Origin of the sequence: Thauera sp. GDN1 (assembly GCF_029223545.1) — a bacterium.
GTDB lineage: Bacteria > Pseudomonadota > Gammaproteobacteria > Burkholderiales > Rhodocyclaceae > Thauera.
The window spans coordinates 1,476,828-1,501,940 of the sequence record NZ_CP097870.1; the positions used below are offsets into that span (position 1 = coordinate 1,476,828).

The window sequence follows — 25,113 nt, forward strand, 5'->3', positions numbered from 1 at the left end:
CGGCGCACGGCCCGCAGGACAATCCGAAGTTCCGATTGATGGTGAGGAGACATCATGAATCTGCATGAAGACAAGCCCCTTTGGGCGCCATCCGCCGAGCGCATCGCCTCGGCCAACGTCACCGCCTTCCGCCTGGCGGCGGAGAAGCGCTGGGGCGTGAGCCTGCCCGACTACGACGCGCTGTACGACTGGTCGGTCGCGCACCCGGAGCAGTTCTGGGTCAGTGTCTGGGAGGAGGGCGGGGTCGTCGGCCACCGCGGCGAGCGCGTGCTGGTCGATGGCGACAAGATGCCCGGCGCGCAGTGGTTCCCCGACGCAAAGCTCAACTTCGCCCGCAACCTGCTGCGCTCGCGCGACGCGCACGACGCGATCGTGTTCTGGGGCGAAGACCATGTGATGAACCGCATGAGCCACGGCGAGCTGTACCGCGCGGTGGCGCATTTCGTCGCCGCGCTGCGCGAGATGGGCGTGGAGAAGGGCGACCGCGTCGCCGCCTACATGCCCAACATGCCCGAGACGGTGATCGCCATGCTGGCGGCGGCGAGTATCGGCGCGATCTTCACCTCGGCCTCGCCGGACTTCGGCGTGCAGGGCGTGCTCGACCGCTTCGGCCAGACCGAGCCCAAGGTGCTGATCGCCTGCGACGGCTATTACTACGCCGGCAAGACGGTCGACGTGCTCGGCAAGCTCGGCGAGATCGTCGGCCAGTTGCCTTCGGTGAAACGCGTGGTCGTCGTGCCCTACGTGCATCACGACCACGACCTGTCGCACGTGCCGCATGCGCGCATGTACGCCGACTTCATCGCGCCTTACCACTTCGTCGACGACATCGAGTTCGCCGAGCTGCCCTTCGATCACCCGCTGTACATCATGTATTCCTCGGGCACGACGGGCGTGCCCAAGTGCATCGTGCATTGCGCCGGCGGCGCGCTGTTGCAGCACCTCAAGGAACACAAGCTGCACGGCGACGTGAAGCCCGCCGACCGCGTGTTCTACTTCACCACCTGCGGCTGGATGATGTGGAACTGGCTGGTCTCCGCGCTCGCCGCCGAGGCCACGCTGCTGCTCTACGACGGCTCGCCCTTTGCCGGCGACAACCAGATCCTGTTCGACTACGCCGACGCCGAGCACATGACGCACTTCGGTACCTCGGCCAAGTTCCTCGACGCCGCGGCGAAGTTTGGACTGAAGCCGCGCGAGACCCACAGGCTCGATACGGTGCGCGCGATGATGAGCACCGGCAGCCCGCTGGTGGCCGAAGGTTTCGACTACGTCTATCGCGACATCAAGGCCGATCTGCAGCTCTCGTCCATCTCGGGCGGTACCGACATCATCTCCTGCTTCGTGCTCGGCTCCCCGGTGCTGCCGGTGTGGCGCGGCGAGATCCAGTGCCGCGGCCTGGGGATGGCGGTGGACGTGTGGGACGACGACGGCCGCCCGGTGCGCGGCGAGAAGGGCGAGTTGGTGTGCAGCAAGCCCTTCCCGGTGATGCCGATCGGCTTCTGGGGCGACGACGATGGCAGCAAGTATCGCGCCGCCTACTTCGAGCGCTTCGACAACGTCTGGTGCCACGGCGACTTCTGCGAGATCACGGCGCACGGCGGACTTGTCATCTATGGCAGGTCGGATGCCACGCTCAACCCGGGCGGGGTGCGCATCGGCACCGCCGAGATCTACCGCCAGGTCGAGAAGCTGCACGAGGTCGTCGAATCGCTGGTGATTGGCCAGGACTGGCCGCCGCAAAACCCCAACGATGTGCGCGTGGTGCTGTTCGTGAAGCTGCGCGAAGGGCTGACGCTGGACGACGACCTCACGAAACGCATCCGCCAGACGATCCGCGACAACACCACGCCGCGCCACGTGCCGGCCAAGGTGCTGCAGGTGGCCGACATCCCGCGCACCAAGAGCGGCAAGATCGTCGAACTGGCGGTGAGGAACGTGGTGCACGGCCGCCCGGTGAAGAATCAGGAGGCGCTGGCCAACCCCGAGGCGCTGGCGCACTTCCGCGACCGCGCCGAACTGGTGGAGTGAGGGACGATGAGCATGCTGATGAACCGTGACAAATCCGTGCTGCTGATCGTGGACGTGCAGGCGCGCCTGGCGCCCTCGATACACGACGGCGATAAGGTGGCCGCCAACTGCGTGTGGCTGGCACAGGTGGCCGAGCGCATCGGCGTGCCGGTGGTCGTCACCGAGCACTTCCCCGAGAAGATCGGCGGCACGCTGGATTCGGTGCGGGCGGTGACCGCCAATGCGCAGTACGTGAGCAAGCAGTGCTTCTCGGCCCAGGCCGACGGTTGCCTCGCCGACACTGCGGTGGACGCGCGCCGCCAGGTGATCGTGTGCGGCACCGAGGCCCACGTCTGCGTGCAGCAGACCGCGCTCGACCTGCGCTGGGCGGGCAAGGAGGTGTTCATCGTCGCCGAGGCCTCGGGCTCGCGCGATCCCGCCAACCGCGACCTCGCCTTCGCGCGCATGCGCAGCCACGGCATCGAGATCGTGTCGCGCGAGATGGTCGCCTTCGAGTGGCTGCAGCGCGGCGGTACCGAGCTGTTCCGCGAGGTCAACCGCGACTACATCCGATAGTCGCGGCCTTCGGCGGGAGCCGGACGCAAGGTGTCCAGCTCCCGCACGAGTCCGTTCCCTGTGCCGCGCGAGCGGGCCGCGGGTGCCGATACCCTCGCGGCCCGCTCGTACCCGCCGCCGACATAGGGAAAACTCGCCTATCCCGGTCGTTGGGCATCGCCTAGCCTGTCGCCTTCTTGAACGGCGACGCGATACGCACCTCCGTTACCTCGATTGCCGGAGCCCTGCCGTGCGCCTTGCCATGTCCTGATCATCGACAGGGGGGCGAGTGATGGAACAAAGGGAGAAGAGCCGGTTGGCCGCGAACGTGGACGCGGTCGTGGAGCAGATCGGTGCGCGTCTGCCGGCCGAACAGGCGCAGGCGGTCGGTACGTTCGCGGCGAGATTCTTCGCCCAGGTCGATCCGGAGGACCTCGAGGCCCTGTCGGTGTCCGATCTCTACGGCGCCGTGCTCAGCCAGTGGCATTTCATCACCCGCCGCAGCGCGGGCAGCGTCGTGCGCGTGTTCAATCCGCGGCTCGACGAGCATGGCTGGGAGTCGGCGCACACGGTGATCGAGATCGTCGGCGACGACATGCCCTTCCTGGTCGACTCGGTGACAATGGAGATCAACCGCCAGGGGCTGACGCTGCACCTGATCATCCACCCGGTGCTGCGTGTCGTGCGCGACGAAGACGGGCGATTGCAGCGCCTGGCCGAACGTGGCGACAGTGAGGCGGCGCCGGAATCTGTGATGCACCTCGAGGTCGACCGCCGCACCGATCCGGCGGACCTCAAGGCCCTGCGCGAGGGGCTGGAGCACGTGCTCGCCGACGTGCGCGCGGCGGTCACCGACTGGCCGCGGATGCGCGAGCGGCTCCAGGAAGTCATCGCCGGCGTCGACACCATCCCGGCCACGGTCGATGCCGGGGAGCGCGCCGAGGCGCGCGCCTTCCTCGAATGGCTCGCGGCGGACAACTTCGTGCTGCTCGGCTGCCGCGACTACGAGCTCGTCAGCAGCGAGGAGGGCAACGAGCTGCGCATCGTCCCCGGCTCCGGGCTGGGCCTGCTGCGCGGCGAGGGCGAGGACGGGCAGTCGCGTTCGTTCGCCGCGCTGCCGCCCCAGCTCAAGGCGCAGGCGCACATGCCGGGCGTGCTGACGATCACCAAGTCCAACACGCGGTCGACGGTGCATCGGCCCGCCTACCTCGATTTCCTCGGCGTCAAGGTGTACGACGCCGACGGTCTGGTGTGCGGCGAGCGCCGGGTGATCGGGCTGCTCGCGTCGACCGCCTACGGCACCACGCCGGCGCAGATCCCGTTGCTGCGGCGCAAGGTCGCGGCGGTGATCGAGCGCGCGGGCCTGCCGCCGGGCGGCCATGCGGCGAAGACGCTGCAGACCATCATCGAGCGCTATCCGCGCGACGAGCTGTTCCAGATCGGCAGCGACGAGCTTTTCGCCCACGCGATGGGCATCCTGCGCCTGGGCGAGCGCCTGCGCACGCGGCTGTTCGTGCGCTGCGACCCCTTTGCGCGCTTCGTCTCCTGCCTCGTCTATGTGCCGCGCGAGCACTACAACACCGACCAGCGCAAGCGCATGCAGGCGGTGCTGATGGACGCCTTCAACGGCAGCGCGTCCGAGTTCGACGTGCAGTTCTCGGATTCCGCGCTCGCCCGCATCCTGATCACGGTGCGCACCACCGACTCGACGATCCCGCCCTTCGACGTGCGCGAGCTCGAGCAGCGCCTGATCCGCGCCGCGCGGCGCTGGGAGGACGAGCTCCAGCAGGCGCTGGTCGAGCAGTGCGGCGAGGAGCGCGGCCTGGCGCTGATGCGGCGCTATGGCGGCGGCTTCCCGGCGGGCTATCGCGAGGACTACTCGCCGCGCATGGCGGTGTTCGACATCGAGCAGATGGAGGCGCTGGCCGACGGCGAGGCGCTCGGGCTCAACCTCTATGTGCCGCTCGAGGCGCCGGCCGGGCGCCTGAACCTGCGCCTGTACCGGCTGGATGCGCCGGTGCCGCTGTCGCAGAGCCTGCCGATGCTGGAGAAGATGGGCGTCAGGGTCATGGACGAGCGTCCCTCCGACATCCAGCGCCAGGACGGGCGCACGGTGTGGATGCACGACTTCGGCCTGCACTTCGCGGGGGCGGAGAACCTGAACATCCACGACGTGCGCCCGCTGTTCCAGGACGCCTTCCTGCGTGCATGGCGCGGCGAGGTCGAGAACGACGACTTCAACCGTCTGGTGTTGCTCGCCGGGCTGTCGTGGCGCGAGGTCAGCGTGCTGCGCACCTACGCCCGCTACATGCGCCAGGCCGCCTTCACCTTCAGCCTGGCCTACATGGAGCAGACGCTGGCGGCCTACCCGAAGCTCGCGCGCGCGCTGTTCGAGCTCTTCCGCACCCGCTTCGACCCCGCGCTGGCGGGTGATCGCGAGGCGCAGTGCGCGGCGCTGGTGGCGGGCATCGAGGCCGATCTGAACAACGTCGCCAACCTCGACGAGGACCGCATCCTGCGCCAGTTCCTGGCGATGGTCCTGGCCACGCTGCGCACCAACTGGTTCCAGCGCGGCAGCGACGGCGCGCCCAAGGCCTACACCTCGTTCAAGTTCCTGCCGGCGAAGATCCCCAATCTGCCGCAGCCCTTGCCGATGTTCGAGATCTTCGTGTATTCGCCGCGGCTCGAGGGCGTGCACCTGCGCGGCGGCAAGGTCGCGCGCGGCGGGCTGCGCTGGTCGGACCGCATGGAGGACTTCCGCACCGAGATCCTCGGCCTGGTGAAGGCGCAGATCGTCAAGAACGCGGTCATCGTCCCGGTGGGCTCCAAGGGCGGCTTCGTGGTCAAGTGCCCGCCCGCCGAGGGCGGACGCGAGGCGCTGCTCGCCGAAGGCATCGCCTGCTACCGCAACTTCCTGCGCGGCCTGCTCGACCTCACCGACAACCTGGTGCAGGGCGCGATGGTGCCGCCCGCGGACGTGGTGCGCCACGACGAGGACGACCCCTACCTGGTGGTGGCGGCCGACAAGGGCACGGCGAGCTTTTCCGACTACGCCAACGCGGTCTCGGCCGAGTACGGCTTCTGGCTGGGCGACGCCTTCGCCTCCGGCGGCTCGGTGGGCTACGACCACAAGAAGATGGCCATCACCGCGCGCGGCGCCTGGGAGGCGGTCAAGCGCCACTTCCGCGAGATGGGCAAGGACATCCAGCAGGAACCCTTCACCGCGGCGGGCATCGGCGACATGTCGGGCGACGTGTTCGGCAACGGCATGCTGCTGTCGAGGCAGACGCGGCTGATCGCGGCCTTCGACCATCGCCACGTCTTCATCGACCCCGATCCCGACCCCGCGCGCTCGTGGCAGGAGCGCGCGCGCATCTTCGCGCTGCCGCGCTCGAGCTGGGACGACTACGACAAGTCCCTGATCTCGCCGGGCGGCGGCGTGTGGCCGCGCAGCGCCAAGTCGATCGCCCTGTCGCCCGAGGTGCGCGCCGCGCTCGACATCGAGGCCGAGCGCCTGACCCCGACCGAGCTGATTCGCGCCATCCTCGCCGCGCCGGTCGAGCTCCTCTACAACGGTGGCATCGGCACCTACATCAAGGCCGCATCCGAGACCGACGCCGCGGTCGGCGACCGTGCCAACGACCCGGTGCGGGTCAATGGCGGCGAGCTGCGCTGCAAGGTGCTGGGCGAGGGCGGCAATCTGGGCGCCACCCAGCTCGGCCGCATCGAGTTCGCGCTCAAGGGCGGGCGGGTCAACACCGACGCCATCGACAACTCCGGCGGCGTGGACTGCTCCGACCACGAGGTCAACATCAAGATCCTGCTCGGCGGCGTGGTGGCCGAAGGCGAGCTGACCATGAAGCAGCGCAACCAGCTGCTCGCCGACATGACCGACGAAGTCGCCGCGCTGGTGTTGCGCGACAACTACGCGCAGACCCAGATCCTGTCGGTGACGCGCACGCGCGGCGTGGCCCTGCTCGACGAGCAGGCCGAGTTCATGCGCCGGCTGGCGCACGCCGGCCGCCTCAACCGCAAGCTCGAATACCTCCCCAACGACGAGGAAGTCGCCGAACGCAGGACGGCGCGGATCGGACTGACCAACCCCGAGCTCGCGGTGCTGCTGGCCTACAGCAAGATCGAGCTCTACGACGAGGTGCTCGCTTCCGACGTGCCGGAGGATCCCTACATCCGCACCGCGCTCGAGCGCTACTTCCCGGTGCCGCTGCGCCAGCGCTTCGCGACGCAGATCCAGGCCCACCCGCTGCGCCGCGAGATCATCTCCACGCACGTCATCAACAGCATGATCAATCGCGTCGGCCCGACCTTCGTCAGCCGGCTCAAGGGCGAGCTCGGCGCCGCGCCGGCGGACGTGGTGCGCGCCTACATGGCGACGCGCGAGGTGTTCGGCCTGGTGGGGCTGTGGCAGGACATCGAGGCGCTCGACAACCGCATCGACAACACGCTGCAGACCGAGCTGATCATGGAGTCGGGCCGGCTGGTGCAGCGCGGCACGTTGTGGTTCCTGCGCCAGCGGCGCTGGCTGACGGATCTGCAGGCGACGCTGGCGCACTTCTCGCCGGGGGTGGCGGCGCTGGCCGAGCGCCTGACCGCATACGTCGCACCGGCCTACCGTGCCGAGCTGGACGAATCGATCGCGCGCCGTGTGGAGCAGGGCGTGCCCGAGGCGCTGGCGCGTCGGGTGGCGGCGCTCGACGAGCTGTATTCGGCGCTCGATCTGGTCGAGGTCGCGGCCGAAAGCGGGCGGGACGAGGCGACCGTGGCGCGGGTGTATTTCGCCCTCGGCGGCGAGCTCGACCTGCACTGGCTGGGGCGGCAGATCTCGGCGCTGCCGGCGGAGACGCGCTGGCAGAACCTCGCCCGCGGCGCCCTGCGCACCGACCTGTCGGCGCTCGCACGCACGCTCGCCGGCGAGGCGATCCGGCTGGCGCCGGAGGGCAGCGAAGTCGAGGCCATGCTCGCGGCCTGGCGCAGCCGTGCCGCCGTCGCCCTCGAGCGCTACCAGCATCTGCTCGCCGAGATCCACGGTGCGCAGAGCATCGACCTGGCGATGCTGTCGGTGCTGCTGCGCGAGCTGCGCGGCATGGCGTGAGCGCGCGCCGGGCACGGGCCGCCGCGCGGCCCGTGCCCGGTCTGCCTGCTGACGTGGCCCGGGTGCTTCGGTTATCATCGCGCTTTCCCGCAGCACATCTCCCATGACCAAATACGTCTTCGTTACCGGCGGTGTCGTGTCCTCCCTGGGCAAAGGCATCGCGGCCGCCTCCCTGGGGGCGATCCTCGAGTCCCGCGGCATCAAGGTCACGCACCTCAAGCTGGACCCGTACATCAACGTCGATCCGGGCACCATGAGCCCGTTCCAGCACGGCGAAGTCTTCGTCACCGAAGACGGTGCGGAAACCGACCTCGACCTCGGCCATTACGAGCGCTTCACCAGCGCCAAGATGAGCAAGCGCAACAACTTCACCACCGGCCAGATCTACGAGTCGGTGCTGAAGAAGGAGCGCCGCGGCGAGTACCTGGGCAAGACCGTGCAGGTCATCCCGCACATCACCGACGAGATCAAGGCCTACGTCAAGCGCGGCGCCGAGGGCGCCGACGTGGCGATCGTCGAGGTCGGCGGCACGGTGGGCGACATCGAGTCGCTGCCCTTCCTGGAGGCCATCCGCCAGATGGGCTTCGAGGAGGGCCGCCACGGCACCTGCTTCATCCACCTCACGCTGCTGCCCTACATCCCGACCGCCGGCGAGCTCAAGACCAAGCCCACCCAGCACTCGGTCAAGGAACTGCGCGAGATCGGCATCCAGCCCGACATCCTGCTCTGCCGTGCAGACCGCCCGGTGCCCGAGGATGAGCGGCGCAAGATCGCGCTGTTCTGCAACGTGATGCCCGAGGCGGTCATCGAGTGCCTGGACGCCGACTCGATCTACAAGATCCCCGGCCAGCTGCACGACCAGATGCTCGACCAGATCGTCTGCCACAAGCTCGACATCCTCGCGCGCGCGGCCGACCTCTCGGTATGGGACAAGCTGATCCACGCGCTCGAGAACCCGAAGCAGACGGTGGATATCGGTTTCGTCGGCAAGTACGTCGACCTCACCGAGTCGTACAAGTCGCTGATCGAGGCGCTCAACCACGCCGGCATGCACACCGAGTCGAAGGTGAAGATCCACTATATCGACTCCGAGGACATCGAGCGCGACGGCTGCGGCGTGCTCGACGCCATGGACGCGATCCTGGTGCCGGGCGGCTTCGGCAAGCGCGGCACCGAGGGCAAGATTGCCGCCATCCGCTACGCGCGCGAGAACAAGGTGCCCTACCTGGGCATCTGCCTCGGCATGCAGCTCGCGGTGGTCGAGTTCGCCCGCGACGTGGCCGGCATGGAGGGCGCGCACTCGACCGAGTTCGAGCGCGACACGAAATTCCCGGTCATCGGCCTGATCACCGAGTGGAAGGACCGCACGGGCAAGATCGAGAAGCGTACCGAGGAGTCCGATCTCGGCGGCACCATGCGCCTCGGCGGCCAGGTCTGCCAGTTGAAGGACGGCACGCTGGCGCGCGCGATCTACGGTTCGCCGGAGATCATGGAGCGTCACCGCCATCGCTACGAGGTCAACAACACCCTGCTCGCCAGGCTCGAGGAGAAGGGCCTGGTGGTCGCGGGGCGGGCGCCGGTCACCGACCTGTGCGAGATGGTCGAGCTGCCCGCCGAGGTCCATCCCTGGTTCGTCGGCTGCCAGTTCCACCCCGAGTTCACCTCCAACCCGCGCAAGGGCCATCCGCTGTTCACCGCCTACGTGAAGGCGGCGATCGCGCACAAGCAGGCCGCGGCCTGAAGGAGCGAAGCATGAACCTCTGCGGATTCGAAGTCGGCCTCGACAAGCCGATCTTCCTGATCTCCGGCCCCTGCGTGGCCGAGTCCGAGCAGATGTGCCTGGACATCGCCGGGCAGATGAAGGAAATCTGCGCCGAGCTGGGCATCCCCTACATCTTCAAGGCCTCGTACGACAAGGCCAACCGCAGCTCGGGCAAGAGCTTCCGCGGCCACGGCATGGACGCCGGCCTGAAGATGCTGGAGGCGGTCAAGAAGCAGCTCGGCCTGCCGGTGCTGACCGACGTGCACACGATCGAGGAGATCCCGCTGGTCGCATCCGTGGTCGACGTGCTGCAGACCCCGGCCTTCCTGTGCCGCCAGACCGACTTCATCCACGCGGTGGCGGCCAGCGGCAAGCCGGTGAACATCAAGAAGGGCCAGTTCCTCGCCCCCGGCGACATGAAGAACGTCGCCGACAAGGCGCGCGAGGCCAACGGCGGCGCCGACACCATCATGGTGTGCGAGCGCGGCGCCTCCTTCGGCTACAACAACCTCGTCTCCGACATGCGCTCGCTGGCGATCATGCGCGACACCGGCTGTCCGGTGGTGTTCGACGCCACCCATTCGGTGCAGCTGCCGGGCGGGCAGGGCACGGCCTCGGGCGGCCAGCGCGAGTTCGTGCCGGTGCTGGCGCGCGCCGCGGTGGCGGTGGGCGTCGCGGGTCTGTTCATGGAGACCCATCCGGACCCGGCGAAGGCGCTCTCCGACGGTCCCAATGCCTGGCCGCTGCCGAAGATGAAGGCGCTGCTGACCACGCTCAAGGACATCGACACCCTGGTCAAGCGCCAGGGTTTCCTCGAAACCACGCTTTGAGAACAGATTCGGGCGACGCCCGGTATCGCGTGCGCTGATAGATGCTATTGCCGGGTGTCGCTCACGAGGCGGCGCGCGTGCGGCAGCATGGGCAGTCCGCCGGTCCGCGTCTCCCGCCGATCGATTCGAATCCCCCGCAACTGCTACAGGACAAGACATGAGTGCAATCGTTGATGTGATCGCCCGCGAGATTCTCGACTCCCGCGGCAACCCCACCGTCGAAGCCGACGTGCTGCTGGAATCCGGCGTGATGGGCCGCGCCGCGGTGCCCTCGGGCGCCTCCACCGGCTCGCGCGAGGCGATCGAGCTGCGTGACGGCGACAAGTCGCGCTTCCTCGGCAAGGGCGTGCTGCGCGCGGTCGAGAACGTGAACACCGAGATCGCCGAGGCGATCATCGGCCTCGACGCCGAAGAGCAGGCCTTCATCGACCGCACCCTGATCGAGCTCGACGGCACCGAGAACAAGTCGCGCCTGGGCGCCAACGCCATGCTGGCGGTGTCGATGGCGGTGGCCAAGGCCGCCGCCGAAGAGGCCGGCCTGCCGCTGTACCGCTACTTCGGCGGTTCCAGCCCGATGGTGATGCCGGTGCCGATGATGAACGTCATCAACGGCGGCGAGCACGCCAACAACAGCCTCGACATCCAGGAATGCATGATCATGCCGGTGAGCATGGACAGCTTCCGCGAGGCGCTGCGCTGCGGCGCCGAGATCTTCCAGCACCTCAAGAAGATCGTGGACGCCAAGGGCTACCCCACCACCGTCGGCGACGAAGGCGGCTTCGCCCCCAACGTCTCGGGCACCGAGGAAGCGCTCAACCTGATCCAGGAAGCCATCGTCGCCGCCGGCTACGTGCCCGGCCAGGACGTGCTGCTGGCGCTCGACTGCGCCGCCTCCGAGTTCTACAAGGACGGCCGCTACGAGCTGAAGGGCGAAGGCCTGTCGCTGAGCGCCGAAGGCTTCACCGACTACCTCGAGACCCTGTGCGACAAGTTCCCGATCGTGTCGATCGAGGACGCGATGGCCGAGGGCGACTGGGACGGCTGGAAGATCCTGACCGAGCGCCTGGGCAAGCGCGTGCAGCTGGTGGGCGACGACCTCTTCGTCACCAACACCAAGATCCTGCAGCAGGGCATCGAGCAGGGCGTGGCCAACTCGATCCTGATCAAGATCAACCAGATCGGCACGCTGACCGAGACCTTCGCCGCGGTCGAGATGGCCAAGCTCGCCGGCTACACCGCGGTGATCTCGCACCGCTCGGGCGAAACCGACGACTCGACCATCGCCGACATCGCCGTCGGCCTGCGCGCGATGCAGATCAAGACCGGCTCGCTGAGCCGCTCGGACCGCATCTCGAAGTACAACCAGCTGCTGCGCATCGAGGAAGATCTGGGCGATACCGCCTTCTACCCGGGCAAGCGCGCGTTCTACAACCTGCGCTGATTCGTGTCCTGCATCGGGTCGGCGGAAGCGCTGCCGGCCCGCTGCTGCCACCAACTGCCGAGATCCTTCCTGCCCGATGCGCTGGCCGATTCTGATCCTGATCGCACTCGTCGTCCTGCTGCAGTATCCGCTCTGGCTCGGCAAGGGCGGGTGGCTGCGGGTGTGGGAGGTCGACCGCCAGTTGCAGGCGCAGCGCGAGCAGAACCTGCGCCTCGAGCAGCGCAATGCGAGCCTGGAGGCCGAGGTCAGCGACCTGAAGTCGGGCAACGAGGCGATCGAGGAGCGCGCGCGCTACGAACTCGGTCTCATCAAGCCGGGCGAGATCTACGTGCAGATTCCGCAGCGCTGAAACAACGCGCCTGGCGCCTGCACTCGAACATCGCGGCGCACGACTGAAGAGCCGTTCTTCCCGGTCGGGACGAGCGGCTTTTTCTCGTCCCCGGCGCGGCCCGCAGGGGAGCTCAGTTGCGTGCCAGCAGCGTGCGCGCGCCGTCGATGCGCTGGGCGAAGTAGCGATTGTCCAGGCGCTCCACCCGCACCCGCCCGCGACTGGACGGGGCGTGCACGAAACGACCGTCGCCGATGTAGATGCCCATGTGGGAGTGCCGGCGTTTCATGGTGTTGAAGAACACCAGGTCGCCCGGTTGCAGTTCGTCCACGTCGATCGGTCGGGTGCGGTCGGCGATCTGCGCGGCGTTGTGCGGCAGGCGGCGGGCGCTGATGTTCTCGACGATGTAGGCCACCATGCCGCTGCAGTCCAGCCCGGCTTCCGGATTGCGACCGCCGAAGCGGTAGCCGGTGTCGAGCAGGCCGAGCGCGAACAGCACCATCTCCTGGGTCTGGGCTTCGTCGTCGAGCGTGATGTAGCGCTCCGCAGCCGGGGCGCTGCGGGCGGTGGTCTGTGGGGCGACAACCGGCGTCGAACTGCAGCCCGCGAGCAGCGCCACCACGAGGGCTGCGCCGGCGAGCGCGCCACGGTGCGCAGGGAGGTGCTCCGCAGTGTGGTGGACGGGGGCGGTTTCGGCGGAGCGGCGTTCCCGCCCGAATCGGCGCGTCATCTTCATGGCCGCAAAGATAAGCCAGCAGCAGGGCTGCGGTCCACCCTGCGGCAGCCGCGCGGCCATGCTGCCCGCGGCTGCGTGCCGGGTGTCGGTCACTCAGTCGATCAGTTCGATGCGGCCGCTGACCTGCACCGAGACCTGGCTCTCGCCGCCTTCTAGCGGCGCGGCGGCCGCTTCCGCGACCATCGCCGCGGCGCGCATGCGTGGCATCGGCGGCTGGAAACCGCTGTCGCCGACCGCCAGGTGGGCGATCCGGTGCTTCCTGCCGAGCGCGCCTGCGATCAGCGCCGCACGCTGTTCGAAGGCGCGCAGCGCGTCGACCGTGGCCTCGTCCACGACCTTGCGCCGGGTTTCCGGCGCCGGTTGCATCGAGATGTGGGCGAGGGCGAGGCTGGACTGGAGCTCGCCGATGAGCTCCGACATGGCGGCGAGGTTCGGGCTTTCGAGGCGGATCTCCGAGCGCATGCGCCAGGCTTCGATGCGGCCCTTGCCGTCCGGGGCATGGACCGGCCAGGTCGAGGTGTTGCCCGACCGCACCTTGATGTCGGCGCGCGTGCGGGCGATGTCGAGCGCGGCGGCGATGTCGCGATTGACCTCGCGCGCCACCGCGGCCGGGTTGGGGCCGTTGCGCTCGGCGAACAGCACCGCAGTGGCGAGGTCGTTGGCCGCAGCCCGGCTCGCCTCGGCAGACAGTTCGATCGTGGTCGCCTGCGCGGCGGCGACGGGCTCGGCCGCGCGCACCGGGGTGGCGGCGAGCACGGCCGCCGCGGACAGCGCGGCTAGGCGGTGGCGCATCACGCCTCCGACCTGCCGATCACGCTGGAGGGCTCGAGCGCGCACAGGCTCTGCCCGTACTGCCGGGCGTTGTCGATGTAGTGCTGCGCGTTCCACTTGAGATGCTCGAGCTCGTCGTCGCTCAGCGTGCGGATGACGCGACCGGGCGAGCCCACGACCAGCGAGCGGTCGGGGATCACCTTGCCTTCCGGAATCAGCGCATTGGCGCCGATGATGCATTCCTTGCCGATCACCGCCTTGTTCAGGATCACGGCGTTGATGCCGATCAGGCTGCCGTCGCCGATCGTGCACCCGTGCAGCATCGCCATGTGGCCGACGGTGACGCCCTTGCCGATCACCAGCGGCACGCCGTCGTCGTTGTGCAGTACCGAGCCGTCCTGGATGTTGGTGTCGTCGCCGATGGTGATCGGGTCGTTGTCGCCGCGCATCACCACGTTGTACCAGACGCTGACGTTGCGCCCGGCGGTCACCGATCCGACGATCGTCGCGTTGTGCGCGATCCAGCTGCCTTCGCCGAAGCTCGGCCGACGGTCGCCAAGGGCATAGATGCTCATGCTTGTTCTCGCTATTGGATGTCTCTCGCCGGATGCTCGCGGCAGTCGGGGCGCGCATCATAGCAACTGCGGTGCAGCATGGAAACACCGGTGCGTGGCCCAATGTGGCTGATCCGCCAAGGGTTTTGCGCCGCGGCAGGGGGTGCTAGGATGCCGCCCGCCAACCGGAAACCCACATGCTCAGCTACCGCCACGCCTTCCATGCCGGCAACCACGCCGACGTCCTCAAGCACCTCGTGCTGCTCGAGCTGCTCGATTACTACAACCGCAAGGACAAGCCCTGGTACTACGTCGACACCCACGCCGGCGGCGGCTGCTATGCGCTCGACAGCGAGCAGGCCGACAAGACCGCCGAGGCGGCCGATGGCGTTGGCCGGCTGTGGGGGCGCGAGGACCTGCCGCCGGCGGTCGCGGGCTATGTCGACGCGGTCGCCCAGTTCAATCCGCACGGACGGCTGCTGTTCTATCCGGGCTCTCCGGCGCTGGCGATGACGCGCGCACGGGCGCAGGACCGGCTGCGCCTGTTCGAGCTGCATCCGGCCGACTTCGAGTCCCTGCAGCGCACCTTCGCCAGCGAGCAGGAGCGCGTGCAGGTGCGCCGCGCGGACGGCTTCGGCGCCCTCAAGTCGCTGCTGCCGCCGCCCTCGCGCCGGGCGGTGGTGCTGATCGATCCGCCCTACGAGCTCAAGGAGGACTACCGGCGCGTCGTCGACACCGTGCGCGACGCGTTGCGCCGCTTTCCCACCGGGACCTTCGTTGTGTGGTACCCGATGCTCGCCCGTGCGGAGGCGCGGTCGCTGCCCGAGCGTCTGGCCGAACTCGGCGCCGAGAGCTGGCTCGACGTCCGGCTGGCGGTGCGCAAGCCGCCGCGCGACGGCTTCGGCATGTTCGGCAGCGGCCTGTACGTGATCAACCCGCCCTGGGTGCTGCCGCAACGGCTGGAGGCGGCGCTGCCCTGGCTCGCCGAACGTCTCGCGGTGGACGAGGGTGCGGGTTTCGACCTGGAGCACCGCATCGCATGAGTGCCGCCGAACTCCCGCCCGATGCTCTCAGCGAATTGCGTGACGAGCTTCGCCGTTTCGCCGCCGAGCGCGAATGGGAGCGTTTCCACACGCCCAAGAACCTGGCGATGGCGCTTTCCGGCGAGGCCGGCGAGCTGATCGAGCATTTCCAGTGGCTGAGCGCAGAGCAGTCGGCATCGCTCCCGGCGCCGGAGCGCGAAGCCGTCGCGCTGGAAATGGCCGACGTCCTGCTCTACCTCGTGCGCATGGCCGACGTGCTCGGGATCGACCTCGCCGACGCGGCGCGGCGCAAGATGGCCATCAATGCGCGCCGGTACCCGGTCGAACTGGCGCGCGGACGGGCCGACAAGTACGACCGGCTGTGACGCCGGTGCGGGAATTTGTGCCCCGGGCGCACGCGCGCATTGGGTCGGTGCAATTTTTCTGAAACAATATCGGCTTTCGTATTCATCGGATCCCCATCGTGGACCTGCAGCACATCAGCGATATCGAGCGCGCGGCGCACAGCGGCCGGGGCGAAGTCTTCCGCCTCGGCATGGGCGTGATCTTCATCGTCGGCGTGATGTTCTACGCGGCGCTCAACGGCACCGGCGAAGGCAGCATGACCCTGGTCATGGCGGCCATGGTCGGCGGTTACATGGCGATGAACATCGGCGCCAACGACGTTGCCAACAACGTCGGCCCCGCGGTCGGTTCGAAGGCACTCACGCTCGTCGGCGCACTGGTCATCGCAGCCATCTTCGAGGCTGCGGGTGCCCTGATCGCCGGCGGCGAGGTGGTCGGCACCATCCGCAGCGGCATCATCGATCCCGATCTGATCACGGACTCCGACACCTTCGTGTGGATCATGCTGGCCGCACTGCTCGCCGGCGCGCTGTGGCTCAACCTCGCCACCGCGGTCGGGGCCCCGGTGTCGACCACGCACTCGATCGTCGGCGCGGTGCTGGGTGCCGGCATGGCCGCAGCCGGACCGAACATCGTCGATTGGGGCACCATGGGCAACATCGTGGCGAGCTGGGTCATCTCGCCCCTCCTCGGTGGCATCTTCGCGGCGGGCTTCCTGTACCTGGTCAAGCGCAGCATCACCTACCAGGTCGACATGGCCGCGGCTGCGCGCCGGATGGTGCCCTTGCTGGTGGGCCTGATGGCGTGGACCTTCGCCACCTACCTGATCCTCAAGGGTCTGAACAAGGTGTGGAAGGTCGGCTTCGGTGCGGCGACGCTCTACGGGCTGGTGGTCGGTCTTGCCGTGTTCGTCGTGGTGCGCAAGGTCCTCAGCGGCAATGCCAGCATCGTCGCCAACACCAAGCAGAGCGTGAACAAGCTGTTCACCGTGCCGCTGATCTTCGCCGCCGCGCTGCTCAGTTTCGCCCACGGCTCGAACGATGTGGCCAACGCGGTGGGGCCGCTGGCGGCGATCGTGGATGTGGTCAGTTCGGGCGGTGCGATGCACAAGGACGCCCAGATCCCGACCTGGGTCATGATGGTGGGCGCCATCGGCATCTCGCTCGGTCTGGCGCTGTTCGGTCCCAAGGTGATCCGCACCGTCGGTTCGGAGATCACCGAGCTCGATCAGATGCGCGCCTACTGCATCGCGATGGCCGCCACGATCACGGTGATCGTCGCCAGCCAGTTCGGATTGCCGGTCAGTTCCACCCACATCGCCGTCGGCGGCGTGTTCGGCGTCGGCTTCCTGCGCGAGTACCTGAAGAGCAACTACGACCGCATGCTCGCCGAGATCAAGGCCCATCACCCCGAGGGCGACCTCGCCGCCATCGAGGCCTTCATCCAGCGCTTCGACAAGGCCTCGCTCGAGGAGAAGGGCCGCATGCTCGGCGACCTCAAGGAGCGCTCGAAGAAGGCCGAGGACCCCGCGCATTTCTCCAAGGGCGAGCGCAAGGACCTGAAGAAGGTCTATCGCCGGGAACTGGTCAAGCGCTCGCAGCTGATGCGCATCGCCGCGGCCTGGGTCATCACCGTGCCGGCCTCGGCGCTGATGGCGGCGATCCTGTATTTCACCATCCGCGGCATGATGCTGCCCTGATTCCGGGACCCCGATGGACGTGCCGATTCTCCTGCCGGCGGGCCGGGCATGACGCTTGCCGAGCTGGCAGCCGTGCTGCTCCTGGGCGGGCTGGTCTGGTTCTGGTTCGACAGCCTCAAGGCGCGCGAGGCCGGCATCGATGCGGCGCGGCGAGCCTGCCTGCGCGAGGCGGTGCAGTTCCTCGACGAGACCGTGGTCGGCCATGGCCTGCGGCTGGCGCGCGACGAGCGCGGACACGTCGTGCTACGACGCGCGTTCGAGTTCGAGTACTCGGTGAGCGGGGACGACCGCCACACCGGCTCCGTGGTGCTGGAAGGGCGGGAGGTGGTGCTGGTGGATGTGAGCGCGCACCGCCTGGCCCGGCGCGCGGTGGTCATCGACCTGCACTGAAGTCCGGGTGGCGTGCGCGCCGCGCTCAGCCCCGCCGGCCCTCGATCGCGCGCAGGAACTCGTTGCGCGCCTGCTCCGAGTGCTCGAAGGTGCCGGCGAAGGCCTGCGTCACCACGCGCTCGTCACCGCGTCTGTCCTCGCCCAGCAGCAGGCAGAGCTGTTCCGCCTCGATGATGCAGGCCGCGCCCGCGGCCTTGCCGTGCACCATCAGCGCATCGGCGATGTCGCGCGTCATCCACTCCTGGTAGGTGAAGCGGTGGCCGATCGCGTCGACCAGGCGGGCGATGCGGCCGAAACCGTGCAGCCTTCCGCCCGGCAGGTAGGCGACGTGGGCGACGCCGCGGAAGGGGACGAGGTGGTGCGGACACACGCCGTGCACCGCGATGCCGCGCACCACGACCATGTCGCGCCGTGGGTCCTCGAAGCCCTCGCCGAGCACGTCCGCGGGGTCGAGCTCGTAGCCGCCGAGCAGCCGGCGCTGCCACAGCTCGCGCACCCGCTGCGCGGTGCGGCCGGTGTGGGCGTTGTCCGGCGCGATGCCGCAGGCGCGCAGCAGGTCGCCGACCGCACGCTCGAAGGCCACGGGGTCGAAATCGCCGCTGCGCGGGATGCCCACCGTGGCCGGATGGGGCTGGGGCGGGTGGTCGTGGCCGGGATGGTCGTGGCGGGGCGTGCTCATGGCGGTGCTCGATGCGAAGACGTCCCGATGATACGCGCACTCACCGACTGCCGCGCCCGTAGGCCGTGCGCCGCTGGCGCGCACCGGGACGACGATCAGGCGATGAACACCGGATCGGAGAACACCAGGGTGCCGTCCTTGCGCATCATCAGGTTGTTGGCGTTGAGGATGTCGGGCAGCACCTGGTATTCCTCGACGAAGTCGGACAGCGCCTTCAGGGCCTGCTGCAGGCTCTCGTTGATCGCCAGCGGCTGGACCGTCATGTGATAGAGCGCGATCCGCCCCATGTCGGCGCCCAGCCGGCTCCACTGCTGGCAGGCCGACCAGTAGAACTCGATCAGGCGCTTGGCGAGCTCCGCCGCCGCGGAGTTCTCGGCCAGCGGATAGAGCCGCTCCATCTCGATCAGGTGCAGCGGATAGCCCGAGGCGGCGCGCCCGATCACGCCATGGTCGGCATGGATGTGCGGGAAGTGCTCGCCGCGCGGCCGGTCGTCGGCGGTGTAGAGGAAGTAGTCGGCGGGCGAGCTGACGATCTTGTACACCCGCTCGCCGTCGCCCTTGTCGATCACGATGGAGTACTCGCCACGGCCGATCTCCCGCTTGCCGTCGAGCAGCGGGTGGGGCGGCACCGGATCGGGCAGCAGGATGGCCTGTCGCCCGATTGCCTCACGTGCCGCCGCCAGATCGAACATGACGCCTCCGTCGCTTACGCCATGATGTTATAGCCGGCGTCGACGAAATGCACCCCGCCGGTGACCAGACGGCCGGCATCGGAGACCAGGAAGGCGGTCAGCGCGCCGATGTCCTCGGGGGTGACCAGCGCGTGCATCGGCGAGCGCTCGACCGCGGCGGCCATCAGGCCGTCGAAGCCGGCGATGCCGGAGGCGGCGCGCGTCATCAGCGGGCCGGGCGAGACCGCGTTCACGCGGATGCCCTTGGCGCCGAGCTCGGCCGCCAGGTAGCGGGTCGCGGCTTCGAGCGCGGCCTTGCACAGGCCCATCACGCCGTAGTGGGGGATGACCTTCTCCGAGCCGAGGTAGGTCATGGTCACCAGCGCGCCGCCGCCGGCCTTCTCCAGCAGCGGTTCGGCCTTCTTCGCCAGGCGCACGAAGGAGTGGGTCGACACGTCCATCGCCAGCGCGAAGCCGTCGGCGGAGGTATCCACCACGCGGCCGTGGAGGTCGTCGCGCTTGGCGAAGGCCATGCTGTGGATGGCGAAGTCGAGCTTGCCGTGACGGGCTTCGATCTCGGCAAAGACGGCGTCCATGGTCTCGGGACGGGTGACGTCGAGCAGGAACACGTCCTCGACGCCGAGACGGTGGATCACAGGTTCGATGAAGGCGCGGGTCTTCTCGTTCTGGTAGGTGATGACGAGCTTGGCGCCGGCCTGGGCGCAGGCCTCGGCGACGCCGGTGGAGATGGACTTCTCGTTCGCGATGCCGGTGATCAGACCGACCTTGCCTTCGAGGTTGACGATGGGGCTCATGCTGGTTTCCTTGTGGAAGCGGAAGTTTGTTGCTGCATTGCAACAGATCGGTATTGAACGCCGCCCGGATTACACGAATCAGCGGGGGCGTGAAATCCGCCAGGCGGCGGAGGACCTCGCTTTCGAGTATATTGCGCATTGCAGCATCTTTGGAAAACCGCAGCGGATTTTCGTCCGCCGCCGAGTGGCATATGACACGTACCGCATACATCTTCATGGACTTCGACGGCGTCACCCATCCCTGGGGCGAGGTCGAGGATTTCCGCTGTCTGCCGCACATCGAGGCGGTGGTGCGGGAGTTTCCGGAAGCGCGGATCGTGATCGCCTCCGACTGGCGCATGCTGTTCTCGATGCAGAAGCTGGTCGCACGCTTCGCCGAGGATGTGCGCCCGCAGATCGCCGGCGCGACGCCGCACATGCTGCCCAAGACCGGTTCCGAGCTGCACGGCCTGCGCGAGCGCGAGGCGATGCTGTGGCTGGCTCAGCACGAGAGCGACCCGGCCGACGCCGCCTGGTGCGCGATCGACGATGCGCCGGGCAACTGGCTGTCGCGCTCGCGACTGATCCTCACCGACTTCAAGCGCGGCTTCACCGCCGAGGACGCCAACGCCTTGCGGCGCATGCTGCTGGGCTTCCGTGCGGGGATGGCGAAGCCACCCGGGCCGGTGGTGAACTCGCTGTGGGCGCGCAACATCGCCTGAGTCTTTCCCGATGACCGCATCCGAATCCGTCCTGCCGCCCGACCGGCTGGCATCGCTGGTCGATCCCGAAACCCAGCGCCAGGCCGCCCGCCTGGCACAGGAAGCCTTCGCCCGCGTGTTCCGCCTCAGCGTGGCCGAAACCGAGAGCGTCCGCCACAAGGGCGTCGAGGAGCTGCGTTCCGAGCTTTCGCAGTGGACCGCATCCGCTGCCGACGGCGAGGCCCGTGCGCTGCGCCTGGCGCTGCTGCTGACCGGCATGGACCAGTGGGGCATGGCGTGGAGCCAGGCCTTCGGACTGGTGGCCATCCCCGGCCTGAGCGAGCTCGTCGGCGCGCTGCGCACCGGTCTCGACGCAAGCCAGGAGGCGCGCTTCCTGCGTCACTTCGAGGATGTCGGCGCCACCGAGGAGAACGCGATCGACTTCAAGGTCGAGCTGCGCCGCGGCCTGCATCTCGCGCTGTGGCATTCGTCGATCGCCACCGAGAGCCGTGACGAGGCGCTGCGCCTGGCCGGCCATCTGGGCAGCCAGCTGCTGGCGCTGACGCGCGCGATGCCGGTCGCCGGCTGGCGCCTGGTGGCCGATGCGCTGGCCTTCATCCAGATCCGCTGCCTGGCGGACGGACTCGCCGCCGAAGGTGTGGGCCAGGAGGCGACCCAGGCGCTGTTCGGCGCGCTCGCGCGCGAGCTGCCGGCGGAGCAGCGCGACCTGGTCATGGCCCATGCGGCGCGCGCGGTGATCGCGTGGCAGCAGGCCAGCCGCGGCCCGACGCAGGTCCACTGATGGCGCTCAAGGCCACCATCTTCAAGGCCGAGATCCAGGTCGCAGACATGGATCGGCACCACTATGCGGATTACAGCCTCACCCTGGCCCGCCATCCGTCGGAGACCGACGAGCGCATGATGGTGCGCCTGCTGGCCTTCTCGCTGTTCGCCGATCCGGCGCTCGCCTTCGGCAAGGGCCTGTGTGTGGATGACGAGCCGGACCTGTGGCAGAAGGACCTGACCGGCGCGATCGAGCGCTGGATCGACGTCGGCCAGCCCGACGACAAGTGGATCCGCAAGGCCTGCGGCCGTGCCGGCGAGGTCGTGGTGCTCGCCTACGGGCGCGCGCTCGAGGTGTGGTGGAACGGCGTGCGCGGCAAGCTCGAGCGCCACGGCAACCTGCGCGTGTTCGAGCTCGGGCGCGAGGCGAGCGCGGAGCTCGCCCGCCTGGCCGAGCGCACGATGCGACTGCAGTTCACGATCCAGGACGGCCACGTGTGGGTCGGCAACGGCCGCGACAGCGTGGCGCTGGAGCCGAAGCGGATCTTCGGCCCCGACTGGCCCTGAGTCCGCATCCGCTTCTGGGCTGACGGCCGGGCGCACACGCTGCACCGCAGATCGCGCCTCAGACTGCGGGCGCGGGCGTCTCGTCGTGTTGTATTGCGCGCCCCTCTGCAGGTGTCGACTGCCATGACAGCCAGGCCGGAATGTGCGCGCCCGGCATCGGCCGGGCGATGCCGAAACCCTGGCCGAGCTCGCAGCCGAGTTCGATCAGCGCGGCGGCATGAGCGGGGGTCTCGACGCCCTCGGCGATGACCTCGCGCTCGAAGGTGCGCGCCAGCTGCACGACCGCGCCCACGATCGCGCGCGCTTCCTTGTCCTTAAGCATGTCGAGCACGAAACCGCGGTCGATCTTCAGCCTGTCGACCGGCAGCTGCCGGTAGTGGCGCAGCGAGGCGTAGCCGGTGCCGAAGTCGTCGAGCGCGACGCGGACGCCGAGCCGGCGGCAGGCGTGCAGCACCTCGGTGGCGAGCACGATGTCGTCCAGGGCGGAGGACTCCAGGATCTCCAGCTCGAGCTTTTCGGGCGGGATGCCGGGATGGCGCGCGAGGGCGCTGCGGATGCCGGAGACGAAGCCGGGCATCAGCAGCAGGCGCGCGCCGATGTTGACGCTGACGCCGATGTCCGCGCCCTGAGCGCGCAATTCGAGCAGCTGCTCGAGCGCGGCGTCGATGACCCACTGGTCGAGCGCGGTCTCGAGCTCCGTGCCGGCGATGTCGGCGAGGAAGCTGTTCGGCGGCAACAGGCCCTGTTCGGGATGCTGCCAGCGGATCAGGGCCTCCATGCCGGTCACGGCGCCGGTCTTCATGTTCACCTGCGGCTGGAAGTGGAGCACGAACTCGCGCTTGCGCAGTGCCTCCTCGAGCCGGGCCAGGCGCAGCTTGCGCTGGCGCTGCTCCTCCTCCACGCTGGTGTCGAAGAACTGGATGCAGTTGCGACCGCGCTGCTTGGCGCGGTACATCGCCTGGTCGGCGTGGCGGAGCAGGGTCTCGGGGTCGGCGTTGTCCTCCGGGAAGCGGGTCACGCCGATGCTGGCCGACACGCCGACGAGCTCGCTGCCGATCAGCAGCGGCTGGCGGATCGCCTCGAGCAAGCGCTCGAGCACCGCGTCGCCCTCGGCATCCTCCAGCAGCAGCACGAATTCGTCGCCGCCGAGGCGGGCGACGGTATCGCTTGCGCGCAGGATCGCGTTGAGGCGGTCGACGATGCCGATCAGCAGGTCGTCGCCGGCCTTGTGCCCGTGGCGGTCATTGATCGGCTTGAAGCCGTCGAGGTCGATCACGCACACCGCGAGCGGCTTGCCGGTGCGGTTCGCATGGGCGATTGCCTGGCGCAGGCGGTCGTCGAGCAGGCGGCGGTTGGGGGCGCCGGTGAGCGGATCGAAATAGGCGATGCGGTTGAGCTCTTCCTCCTGGCGCTTGAGGCGGCTGATGTCCGAGAAGGTGGCCACATGGTGCAGCAGCCGGCCCGCCTGGTCGCGCACGCGGCTGATCGACAGCACCTCGGCGAACTCGCTGCCGTCCTTGCGCCGGTTCCACAGTTCGCCCTGCCAGTAGTCGTGCTTCTCCAGCGTGTCCCACATCGCGCGGTAGAAGGCCTTGCTCTGGCGGCCGGAGTTGAGCAGGCTCGGGTCGCGTCCGATGCTCTCGTCGCGGCTGTAACCGGTGATGCGGGTGAAGGCGGGGTTGACGTCGACGATGCGGTTGTCGGCATCGGTGATGATGATCGCCTCGTAGCTGGAGGAGAACACGCTCGCTGCGAGGCAGAGCTTTTCCTCGGCGGACTTGTGGCGGCTGATGTCGATCTGCGCGCCCTTGAGCAGCAGCGTGCTGCCGTCGGCGGCCCGGCGGGCGACGATCGCGCGGTCGTGCATCCAGATCCAGTGGCCGTCGCGGTGGCGCAGGCGCAGGTCGTGGGCGTAGACGGGCGACGACCCGTCGAGCAGGCGCGCCAGCGCCGACTCCGCCGCCTGCAGGTCCTCGGGGTGCACCAGCGCACGCCAGGCCGAGCGCTCGCGGCCGGGCGCGAGCTCGCTCATGTTCGCGTAGCCGAGCATCGACGCCCAGCGCGCGTCGGCGTCCCATTCGCCGCTGACCACGTTCCATTCCCAGCTGCCGGCCTGTGCCGCCTCGACGATCGTGCGCAGGTGCTGGCGCTCGAGGTCGACCTGCTCGGCCAGTCGGCGCTCGACGGCGCTCGCACGCGCGAGCTGCAGATTGCGCTGCGCCAGGCGTACGAGCAGCAGCACGATGGCGCAGGCCGCGAGTGCGAGCGCGACGATCCAGTGCTGGTACTGCGTCCACACGTCGCGCCAGCTCACCACCGTGCTGCGGTCGAAGGGCGCCAGCTTGAGCTCGCGCATCAGCGCCTCGACCACGGAGTAATCGGCGGGAATGGTGAAGCCGGCGATGTGGGCTGCGCGGGCGGCCGGATGGTCTTCCGGCAGCGCCAGCACCAGCGCCGCGACCCTGCGCACGGTGCGCTCGTCGGTGTGGGCGAGGGCGACGAGCGGCCATTCGGGGTACAGGCGGGTGGAGCGCTGGTGGGGATAGGGCGGGTCCGTGAGCGGATTGAGGACCCTCAGCATCGACAGGTCGCGGCCCTCGCCGGCCAGTTGCTCGAGCAGGCCGGTCCGCACGAAGGCCGCATCCGCCCTGCCGTCGAGAAGTGCAGCGACGACGCTGTCCTGGTCCTGGCCGGTCCGGACCAGTTGCAGTGCGGACGGCTCGAGGCCGGCGCGCTTGAGCTCCAGCGCCTGGGCGGGGAAGGTGCCGAGGAAGTTGGCGTGCGTGGTGGCGACGCGCCTGCCGCGCAGATCGGCGATCGTGCGCAGCCGCGGCGTGTCACGGCGGACCAGGATGACGCCGCCGAACTCGCTCACCGCGTGCCCGGTCGTGAGCTCGAGTCGGGTCGCGATCGCGCCCGAGAGCGGACTCGAGGCGCGCAGTTCGATCAGGTGGGTCGGATTGGTGAGGATCAGGTCGAGCTCGTGGCGGGCGATCGCATCCGCCATCCCGCCGGCGTCGAGCACGCGCAGGCGGACTTCCTGGCCGAGGCCGGCGCCGAGGTAATCCGCGAAGGGCTGCCACATCGCCTCGACCAGTGGCGCCGGCCTGACCGCGAACACGCCGAGTGTGAGCGCCTGTCCGGCATGGCCGGGCAGGCTGCCGATCAGGCCGAGGACGGCCAGCAGGACCCGGACGAGGCGCATCAAGAGCGGCCCGCCTCCGGCGGGCGAACTGCTGTCGCGCCCGGGCAGCCCGTGCACGGGCGCGCGCTGCCCGAGGGAGTGGGCGCGATGGCGGGCAGGGACGGAGCTTGGTGCATCGCAGGGGAGCGGATCGGAAGGG

21 protein-coding genes are annotated in these 25,113 nt (G+C 68.9%); 14 read left to right on the forward strand and 7 right to left on the reverse strand.

Annotation, left to right across the window (positions count from 1 at the left end; all coding sequences use genetic code 11):
• Nucleotides 1–54 precede the first annotated feature (54 nt).
• The 7 genes from CKCBHOJB_RS06760 (at nucleotide 55) to ftsB (ending at nucleotide 12,057) form a co-directional block, all read left to right on the forward strand.
• Complete coding sequence (locus tag CKCBHOJB_RS06760; RefSeq protein WP_281051219.1) at nucleotides 55–2,031, forward strand: acetoacetate--CoA ligase; 1,977 nt, start codon at nucleotides 55–57, stop codon at nucleotides 2,029–2,031.
• Between the two features lie 12 nt (nucleotides 2,032–2,043).
• Nucleotides 2,044–2,586 (forward strand): hydrolase, encoded by a 543-nt coding sequence (locus CKCBHOJB_RS06765; RefSeq protein ID WP_281051642.1) that lies wholly within the window; start codon nucleotides 2,044–2,046, stop codon nucleotides 2,584–2,586.
• 271 nt (nucleotides 2,587–2,857) lie between these two features.
• Nucleotides 2,858–7,675 (forward strand): NAD-glutamate dehydrogenase, encoded by a 4,818-nt coding sequence (locus tag CKCBHOJB_RS06770; RefSeq protein WP_281051220.1) that lies wholly within the window; start codon nucleotides 2,858–2,860, stop codon nucleotides 7,673–7,675.
• Between the two features lie 103 nt (nucleotides 7,676–7,778).
• On the forward strand, nucleotides 7,779–9,416 hold the full coding sequence (locus CKCBHOJB_RS06775) for a CTP synthase (RefSeq protein ID WP_281051221.1): 1,638 nt from the start codon (nucleotides 7,779–7,781) through the stop codon (nucleotides 9,414–9,416).
• 11 nt (nucleotides 9,417–9,427) lie between these two features.
• Nucleotides 9,428–10,267 (forward strand): 3-deoxy-8-phosphooctulonate synthase, encoded by an 840-nt coding sequence (gene kdsA, locus CKCBHOJB_RS06780; RefSeq protein WP_281051222.1) that lies wholly within the window; start codon nucleotides 9,428–9,430, stop codon nucleotides 10,265–10,267.
• 157 nt (nucleotides 10,268–10,424) lie between these two features.
• Nucleotides 10,425–11,708 (forward strand): phosphopyruvate hydratase, encoded by a 1,284-nt coding sequence (eno, locus tag CKCBHOJB_RS06785; protein WP_281051223.1) that lies wholly within the window; start codon nucleotides 10,425–10,427, stop codon nucleotides 11,706–11,708.
• A 76-nt stretch (nucleotides 11,709–11,784) separates the two neighbouring features.
• A complete protein-coding gene (ftsB, locus tag CKCBHOJB_RS06790) occupies nucleotides 11,785–12,057 on the forward strand; it encodes a cell division protein FtsB (protein ID WP_281051224.1) in 273 nt (90 codons plus the stop codon).
• 112 nt (nucleotides 12,058–12,169) lie between these two features.
• Here the strand turns inward: ftsB and CKCBHOJB_RS06795 are convergent, their stop codons facing one another.
• The 3 genes from CKCBHOJB_RS06795 to CKCBHOJB_RS06805 form a co-directional block, all read right to left on the reverse strand.
• Nucleotides 12,170–12,766, reverse strand: coding sequence for a C40 family peptidase (locus CKCBHOJB_RS06795; protein ID WP_281051225.1), 597 nt, complete (start codon nucleotides 12,764–12,766; stop codon nucleotides 12,170–12,172).
• A gap of 99 nt (nucleotides 12,767–12,865) precedes the next feature.
• The gene (locus CKCBHOJB_RS06800) at nucleotides 12,866–13,564 is read right to left on the reverse strand and encodes an SIMPL domain-containing protein (RefSeq protein ID WP_281051226.1); all 699 of its coding nucleotides are present in this window, start codon (nucleotides 13,562–13,564) and stop codon (nucleotides 12,866–12,868) included.
• Complete coding sequence (locus CKCBHOJB_RS06805; protein ID WP_281051227.1) at nucleotides 13,564–14,118, reverse strand: gamma carbonic anhydrase family protein; 555 nt, start codon at nucleotides 14,116–14,118, stop codon at nucleotides 13,564–13,566. The genes CKCBHOJB_RS06800 and CKCBHOJB_RS06805 overlap by 1 nt, the downstream gene beginning before the upstream one ends.
• Before the next feature lie 176 nt (nucleotides 14,119–14,294).
• On the opposite strand from CKCBHOJB_RS06805, the gene rlmJ reads away from it, so the two are divergent.
• The 4 genes from rlmJ (at nucleotide 14,295) to CKCBHOJB_RS06825 (ending at nucleotide 17,574) form a co-directional block, all read left to right on the forward strand.
• Nucleotides 14,295–15,140, forward strand: a complete 846-nt coding sequence (gene rlmJ / locus CKCBHOJB_RS06810; protein ID WP_281051228.1) for a 23S rRNA (adenine(2030)-N(6))-methyltransferase RlmJ — start codon at nucleotides 14,295–14,297, stop codon at nucleotides 15,138–15,140.
• Nucleotides 15,137–15,505, forward strand: a complete 369-nt coding sequence (locus CKCBHOJB_RS06815) for a nucleotide pyrophosphohydrolase (RefSeq protein ID WP_281051229.1) — start codon at nucleotides 15,137–15,139, stop codon at nucleotides 15,503–15,505. The genes rlmJ and CKCBHOJB_RS06815 overlap by 4 nt, the downstream gene beginning before the upstream one ends.
• A 98-nt stretch (nucleotides 15,506–15,603) precedes the next feature.
• The gene (locus CKCBHOJB_RS06820; RefSeq protein WP_281051230.1) at nucleotides 15,604–17,184 is read left to right on the forward strand and encodes an inorganic phosphate transporter; all 1,581 of its coding nucleotides are present in this window, start codon (nucleotides 15,604–15,606) and stop codon (nucleotides 17,182–17,184) included.
• 48 nt (nucleotides 17,185–17,232) lie between these two features.
• Nucleotides 17,233–17,574 (forward strand): DUF3301 domain-containing protein, encoded by a 342-nt coding sequence (locus CKCBHOJB_RS06825; protein ID WP_281051231.1) that lies wholly within the window; start codon nucleotides 17,233–17,235, stop codon nucleotides 17,572–17,574.
• Nucleotides 17,575–17,599: 25 nt separating this feature from the next.
• Here the strand turns inward: CKCBHOJB_RS06825 and folE are convergent, their stop codons facing one another.
• The 3 genes from folE to fabI form a co-directional block, all read right to left on the reverse strand.
• Nucleotides 17,600–18,253, reverse strand: a complete 654-nt coding sequence (gene folE / locus CKCBHOJB_RS06830) for a GTP cyclohydrolase I FolE (protein WP_281051232.1) — start codon at nucleotides 18,251–18,253, stop codon at nucleotides 17,600–17,602.
• A 95-nt stretch (nucleotides 18,254–18,348) separates the two neighbouring features.
• Nucleotides 18,349–18,945: a hypothetical protein gene (locus CKCBHOJB_RS06835; RefSeq protein ID WP_281051233.1), complete on the reverse strand. Its 597-nt coding sequence runs from the start codon at nucleotides 18,943–18,945 to the stop codon at nucleotides 18,349–18,351.
• Between the two features lie 14 nt (nucleotides 18,946–18,959).
• On the reverse strand, nucleotides 18,960–19,739 hold the full coding sequence (fabI, locus tag CKCBHOJB_RS06840) for an enoyl-ACP reductase FabI (protein ID WP_281051234.1): 780 nt from the start codon (nucleotides 19,737–19,739) through the stop codon (nucleotides 18,960–18,962).
• Nucleotides 19,740–19,930: 191 nt separating this feature from the next.
• Here fabI and CKCBHOJB_RS06845 point away from each other — a divergent pair, with 191 nt between their 5' ends.
• The 3 genes from CKCBHOJB_RS06845 to CKCBHOJB_RS06855 are packed head-to-tail and all read left to right on the forward strand — an operon-like array spanning nucleotide 19,931 to nucleotide 21,769.
• Entirely contained in the window at nucleotides 19,931–20,440 is a 510-nt protein-coding gene (locus tag CKCBHOJB_RS06845; RefSeq protein ID WP_281051235.1) for an HAD domain-containing protein, read from the forward strand.
• A gap of 10 nt (nucleotides 20,441–20,450) precedes the next feature.
• Nucleotides 20,451–21,221: a hypothetical protein gene (locus CKCBHOJB_RS06850; protein WP_281051236.1), complete on the forward strand. Its 771-nt coding sequence runs from the start codon at nucleotides 20,451–20,453 to the stop codon at nucleotides 21,219–21,221.
• On the forward strand, nucleotides 21,221–21,769 hold the full coding sequence (locus CKCBHOJB_RS06855; protein WP_281051237.1) for a YaeQ family protein: 549 nt from the start codon (nucleotides 21,221–21,223) through the stop codon (nucleotides 21,767–21,769). The genes CKCBHOJB_RS06850 and CKCBHOJB_RS06855 overlap by 1 nt, the downstream gene beginning before the upstream one ends.
• 58 nt (nucleotides 21,770–21,827) lie before the next feature.
• Here the strand turns inward: CKCBHOJB_RS06855 and CKCBHOJB_RS06860 are convergent, their stop codons facing one another.
• A complete protein-coding gene (locus CKCBHOJB_RS06860; RefSeq protein WP_281051643.1) occupies nucleotides 21,828–24,974 on the reverse strand; it encodes an EAL domain-containing protein in 3,147 nt (1,048 codons plus the stop codon).
• Nucleotides 24,975–25,113 lie beyond the last annotated feature (139 nt).

What these genes read in the sequence shown, in the direction of transcription:
- CKCBHOJB_RS06815 (WP_281051229.1), top strand. Translation starts at nt 15,137, where the DNA reads ATGAGTGCCGCCGAACTCCCGCCCGATGCTCTCAGCGAATTGCGTGAC.
- kdsA (WP_281051222.1), top strand. Translation starts at nt 9,428, where the DNA reads ATGAACCTCTGCGGATTCGAAGTCGGCCTCGACAAGCCGATCTTCCTG.
- CKCBHOJB_RS06800 (WP_281051226.1), bottom strand. Translation starts at nt 13,564, where the DNA reads ATGCGCCACCGCCTAGCCGCGCTGTCCGCGGCGGCCGTGCTCGCCGCC.
- CKCBHOJB_RS06845 (WP_281051235.1), top strand. Translation starts at nt 19,931, where the DNA reads ATGACACGTACCGCATACATCTTCATGGACTTCGACGGCGTCACCCAT.
- rlmJ (WP_281051228.1), top strand. Translation starts at nt 14,295, where the DNA reads ATGCTCAGCTACCGCCACGCCTTCCATGCCGGCAACCACGCCGACGTC.
- CKCBHOJB_RS06770 (WP_281051220.1), top strand. Translation starts at nt 2,858, where the DNA reads ATGGAACAAAGGGAGAAGAGCCGGTTGGCCGCGAACGTGGACGCGGTC.
- CKCBHOJB_RS06825 (WP_281051231.1), top strand. Translation starts at nt 17,233, where the DNA reads ATGACGCTTGCCGAGCTGGCAGCCGTGCTGCTCCTGGGCGGGCTGGTC.
- CKCBHOJB_RS06795 (WP_281051225.1), bottom strand. Translation starts at nt 12,766, where the DNA reads ATGACGCGCCGATTCGGGCGGGAACGCCGCTCCGCCGAAACCGCCCCC.
- folE (WP_281051232.1), bottom strand. Translation starts at nt 18,253, where the DNA reads ATGAGCACGCCCCGCCACGACCATCCCGGCCACGACCACCCGCCCCAG.
- ftsB (WP_281051224.1), top strand. Translation starts at nt 11,785, where the DNA reads ATGCGCTGGCCGATTCTGATCCTGATCGCACTCGTCGTCCTGCTGCAG.
- CKCBHOJB_RS06760 (WP_281051219.1), top strand. Translation starts at nt 55, where the DNA reads ATGAATCTGCATGAAGACAAGCCCCTTTGGGCGCCATCCGCCGAGCGC.
- CKCBHOJB_RS06775 (WP_281051221.1), top strand. Translation starts at nt 7,779, where the DNA reads ATGACCAAATACGTCTTCGTTACCGGCGGTGTCGTGTCCTCCCTGGGC.
- CKCBHOJB_RS06850 (WP_281051236.1), top strand. Translation starts at nt 20,451, where the DNA reads ATGACCGCATCCGAATCCGTCCTGCCGCCCGACCGGCTGGCATCGCTG.
- fabI (WP_281051234.1), bottom strand. Translation starts at nt 19,739, where the DNA reads ATGAGCCCCATCGTCAACCTCGAAGGCAAGGTCGGTCTGATCACCGGC.
- CKCBHOJB_RS06860 (WP_281051643.1), bottom strand. Translation starts at nt 24,974, where the DNA reads ATGCGCCTCGTCCGGGTCCTGCTGGCCGTCCTCGGCCTGATCGGCAGC.
- CKCBHOJB_RS06855 (WP_281051237.1), top strand. Translation starts at nt 21,221, where the DNA reads ATGGCGCTCAAGGCCACCATCTTCAAGGCCGAGATCCAGGTCGCAGAC.
- CKCBHOJB_RS06765 (WP_281051642.1), top strand. Translation starts at nt 2,044, where the DNA reads ATGCTGATGAACCGTGACAAATCCGTGCTGCTGATCGTGGACGTGCAG.
- CKCBHOJB_RS06835 (WP_281051233.1), bottom strand. Translation starts at nt 18,945, where the DNA reads ATGTTCGATCTGGCGGCGGCACGTGAGGCAATCGGGCGACAGGCCATC.
- CKCBHOJB_RS06805 (WP_281051227.1), bottom strand. Translation starts at nt 14,118, where the DNA reads ATGAGCATCTATGCCCTTGGCGACCGTCGGCCGAGCTTCGGCGAAGGC.
- eno (WP_281051223.1), top strand. Translation starts at nt 10,425, where the DNA reads ATGAGTGCAATCGTTGATGTGATCGCCCGCGAGATTCTCGACTCCCGC.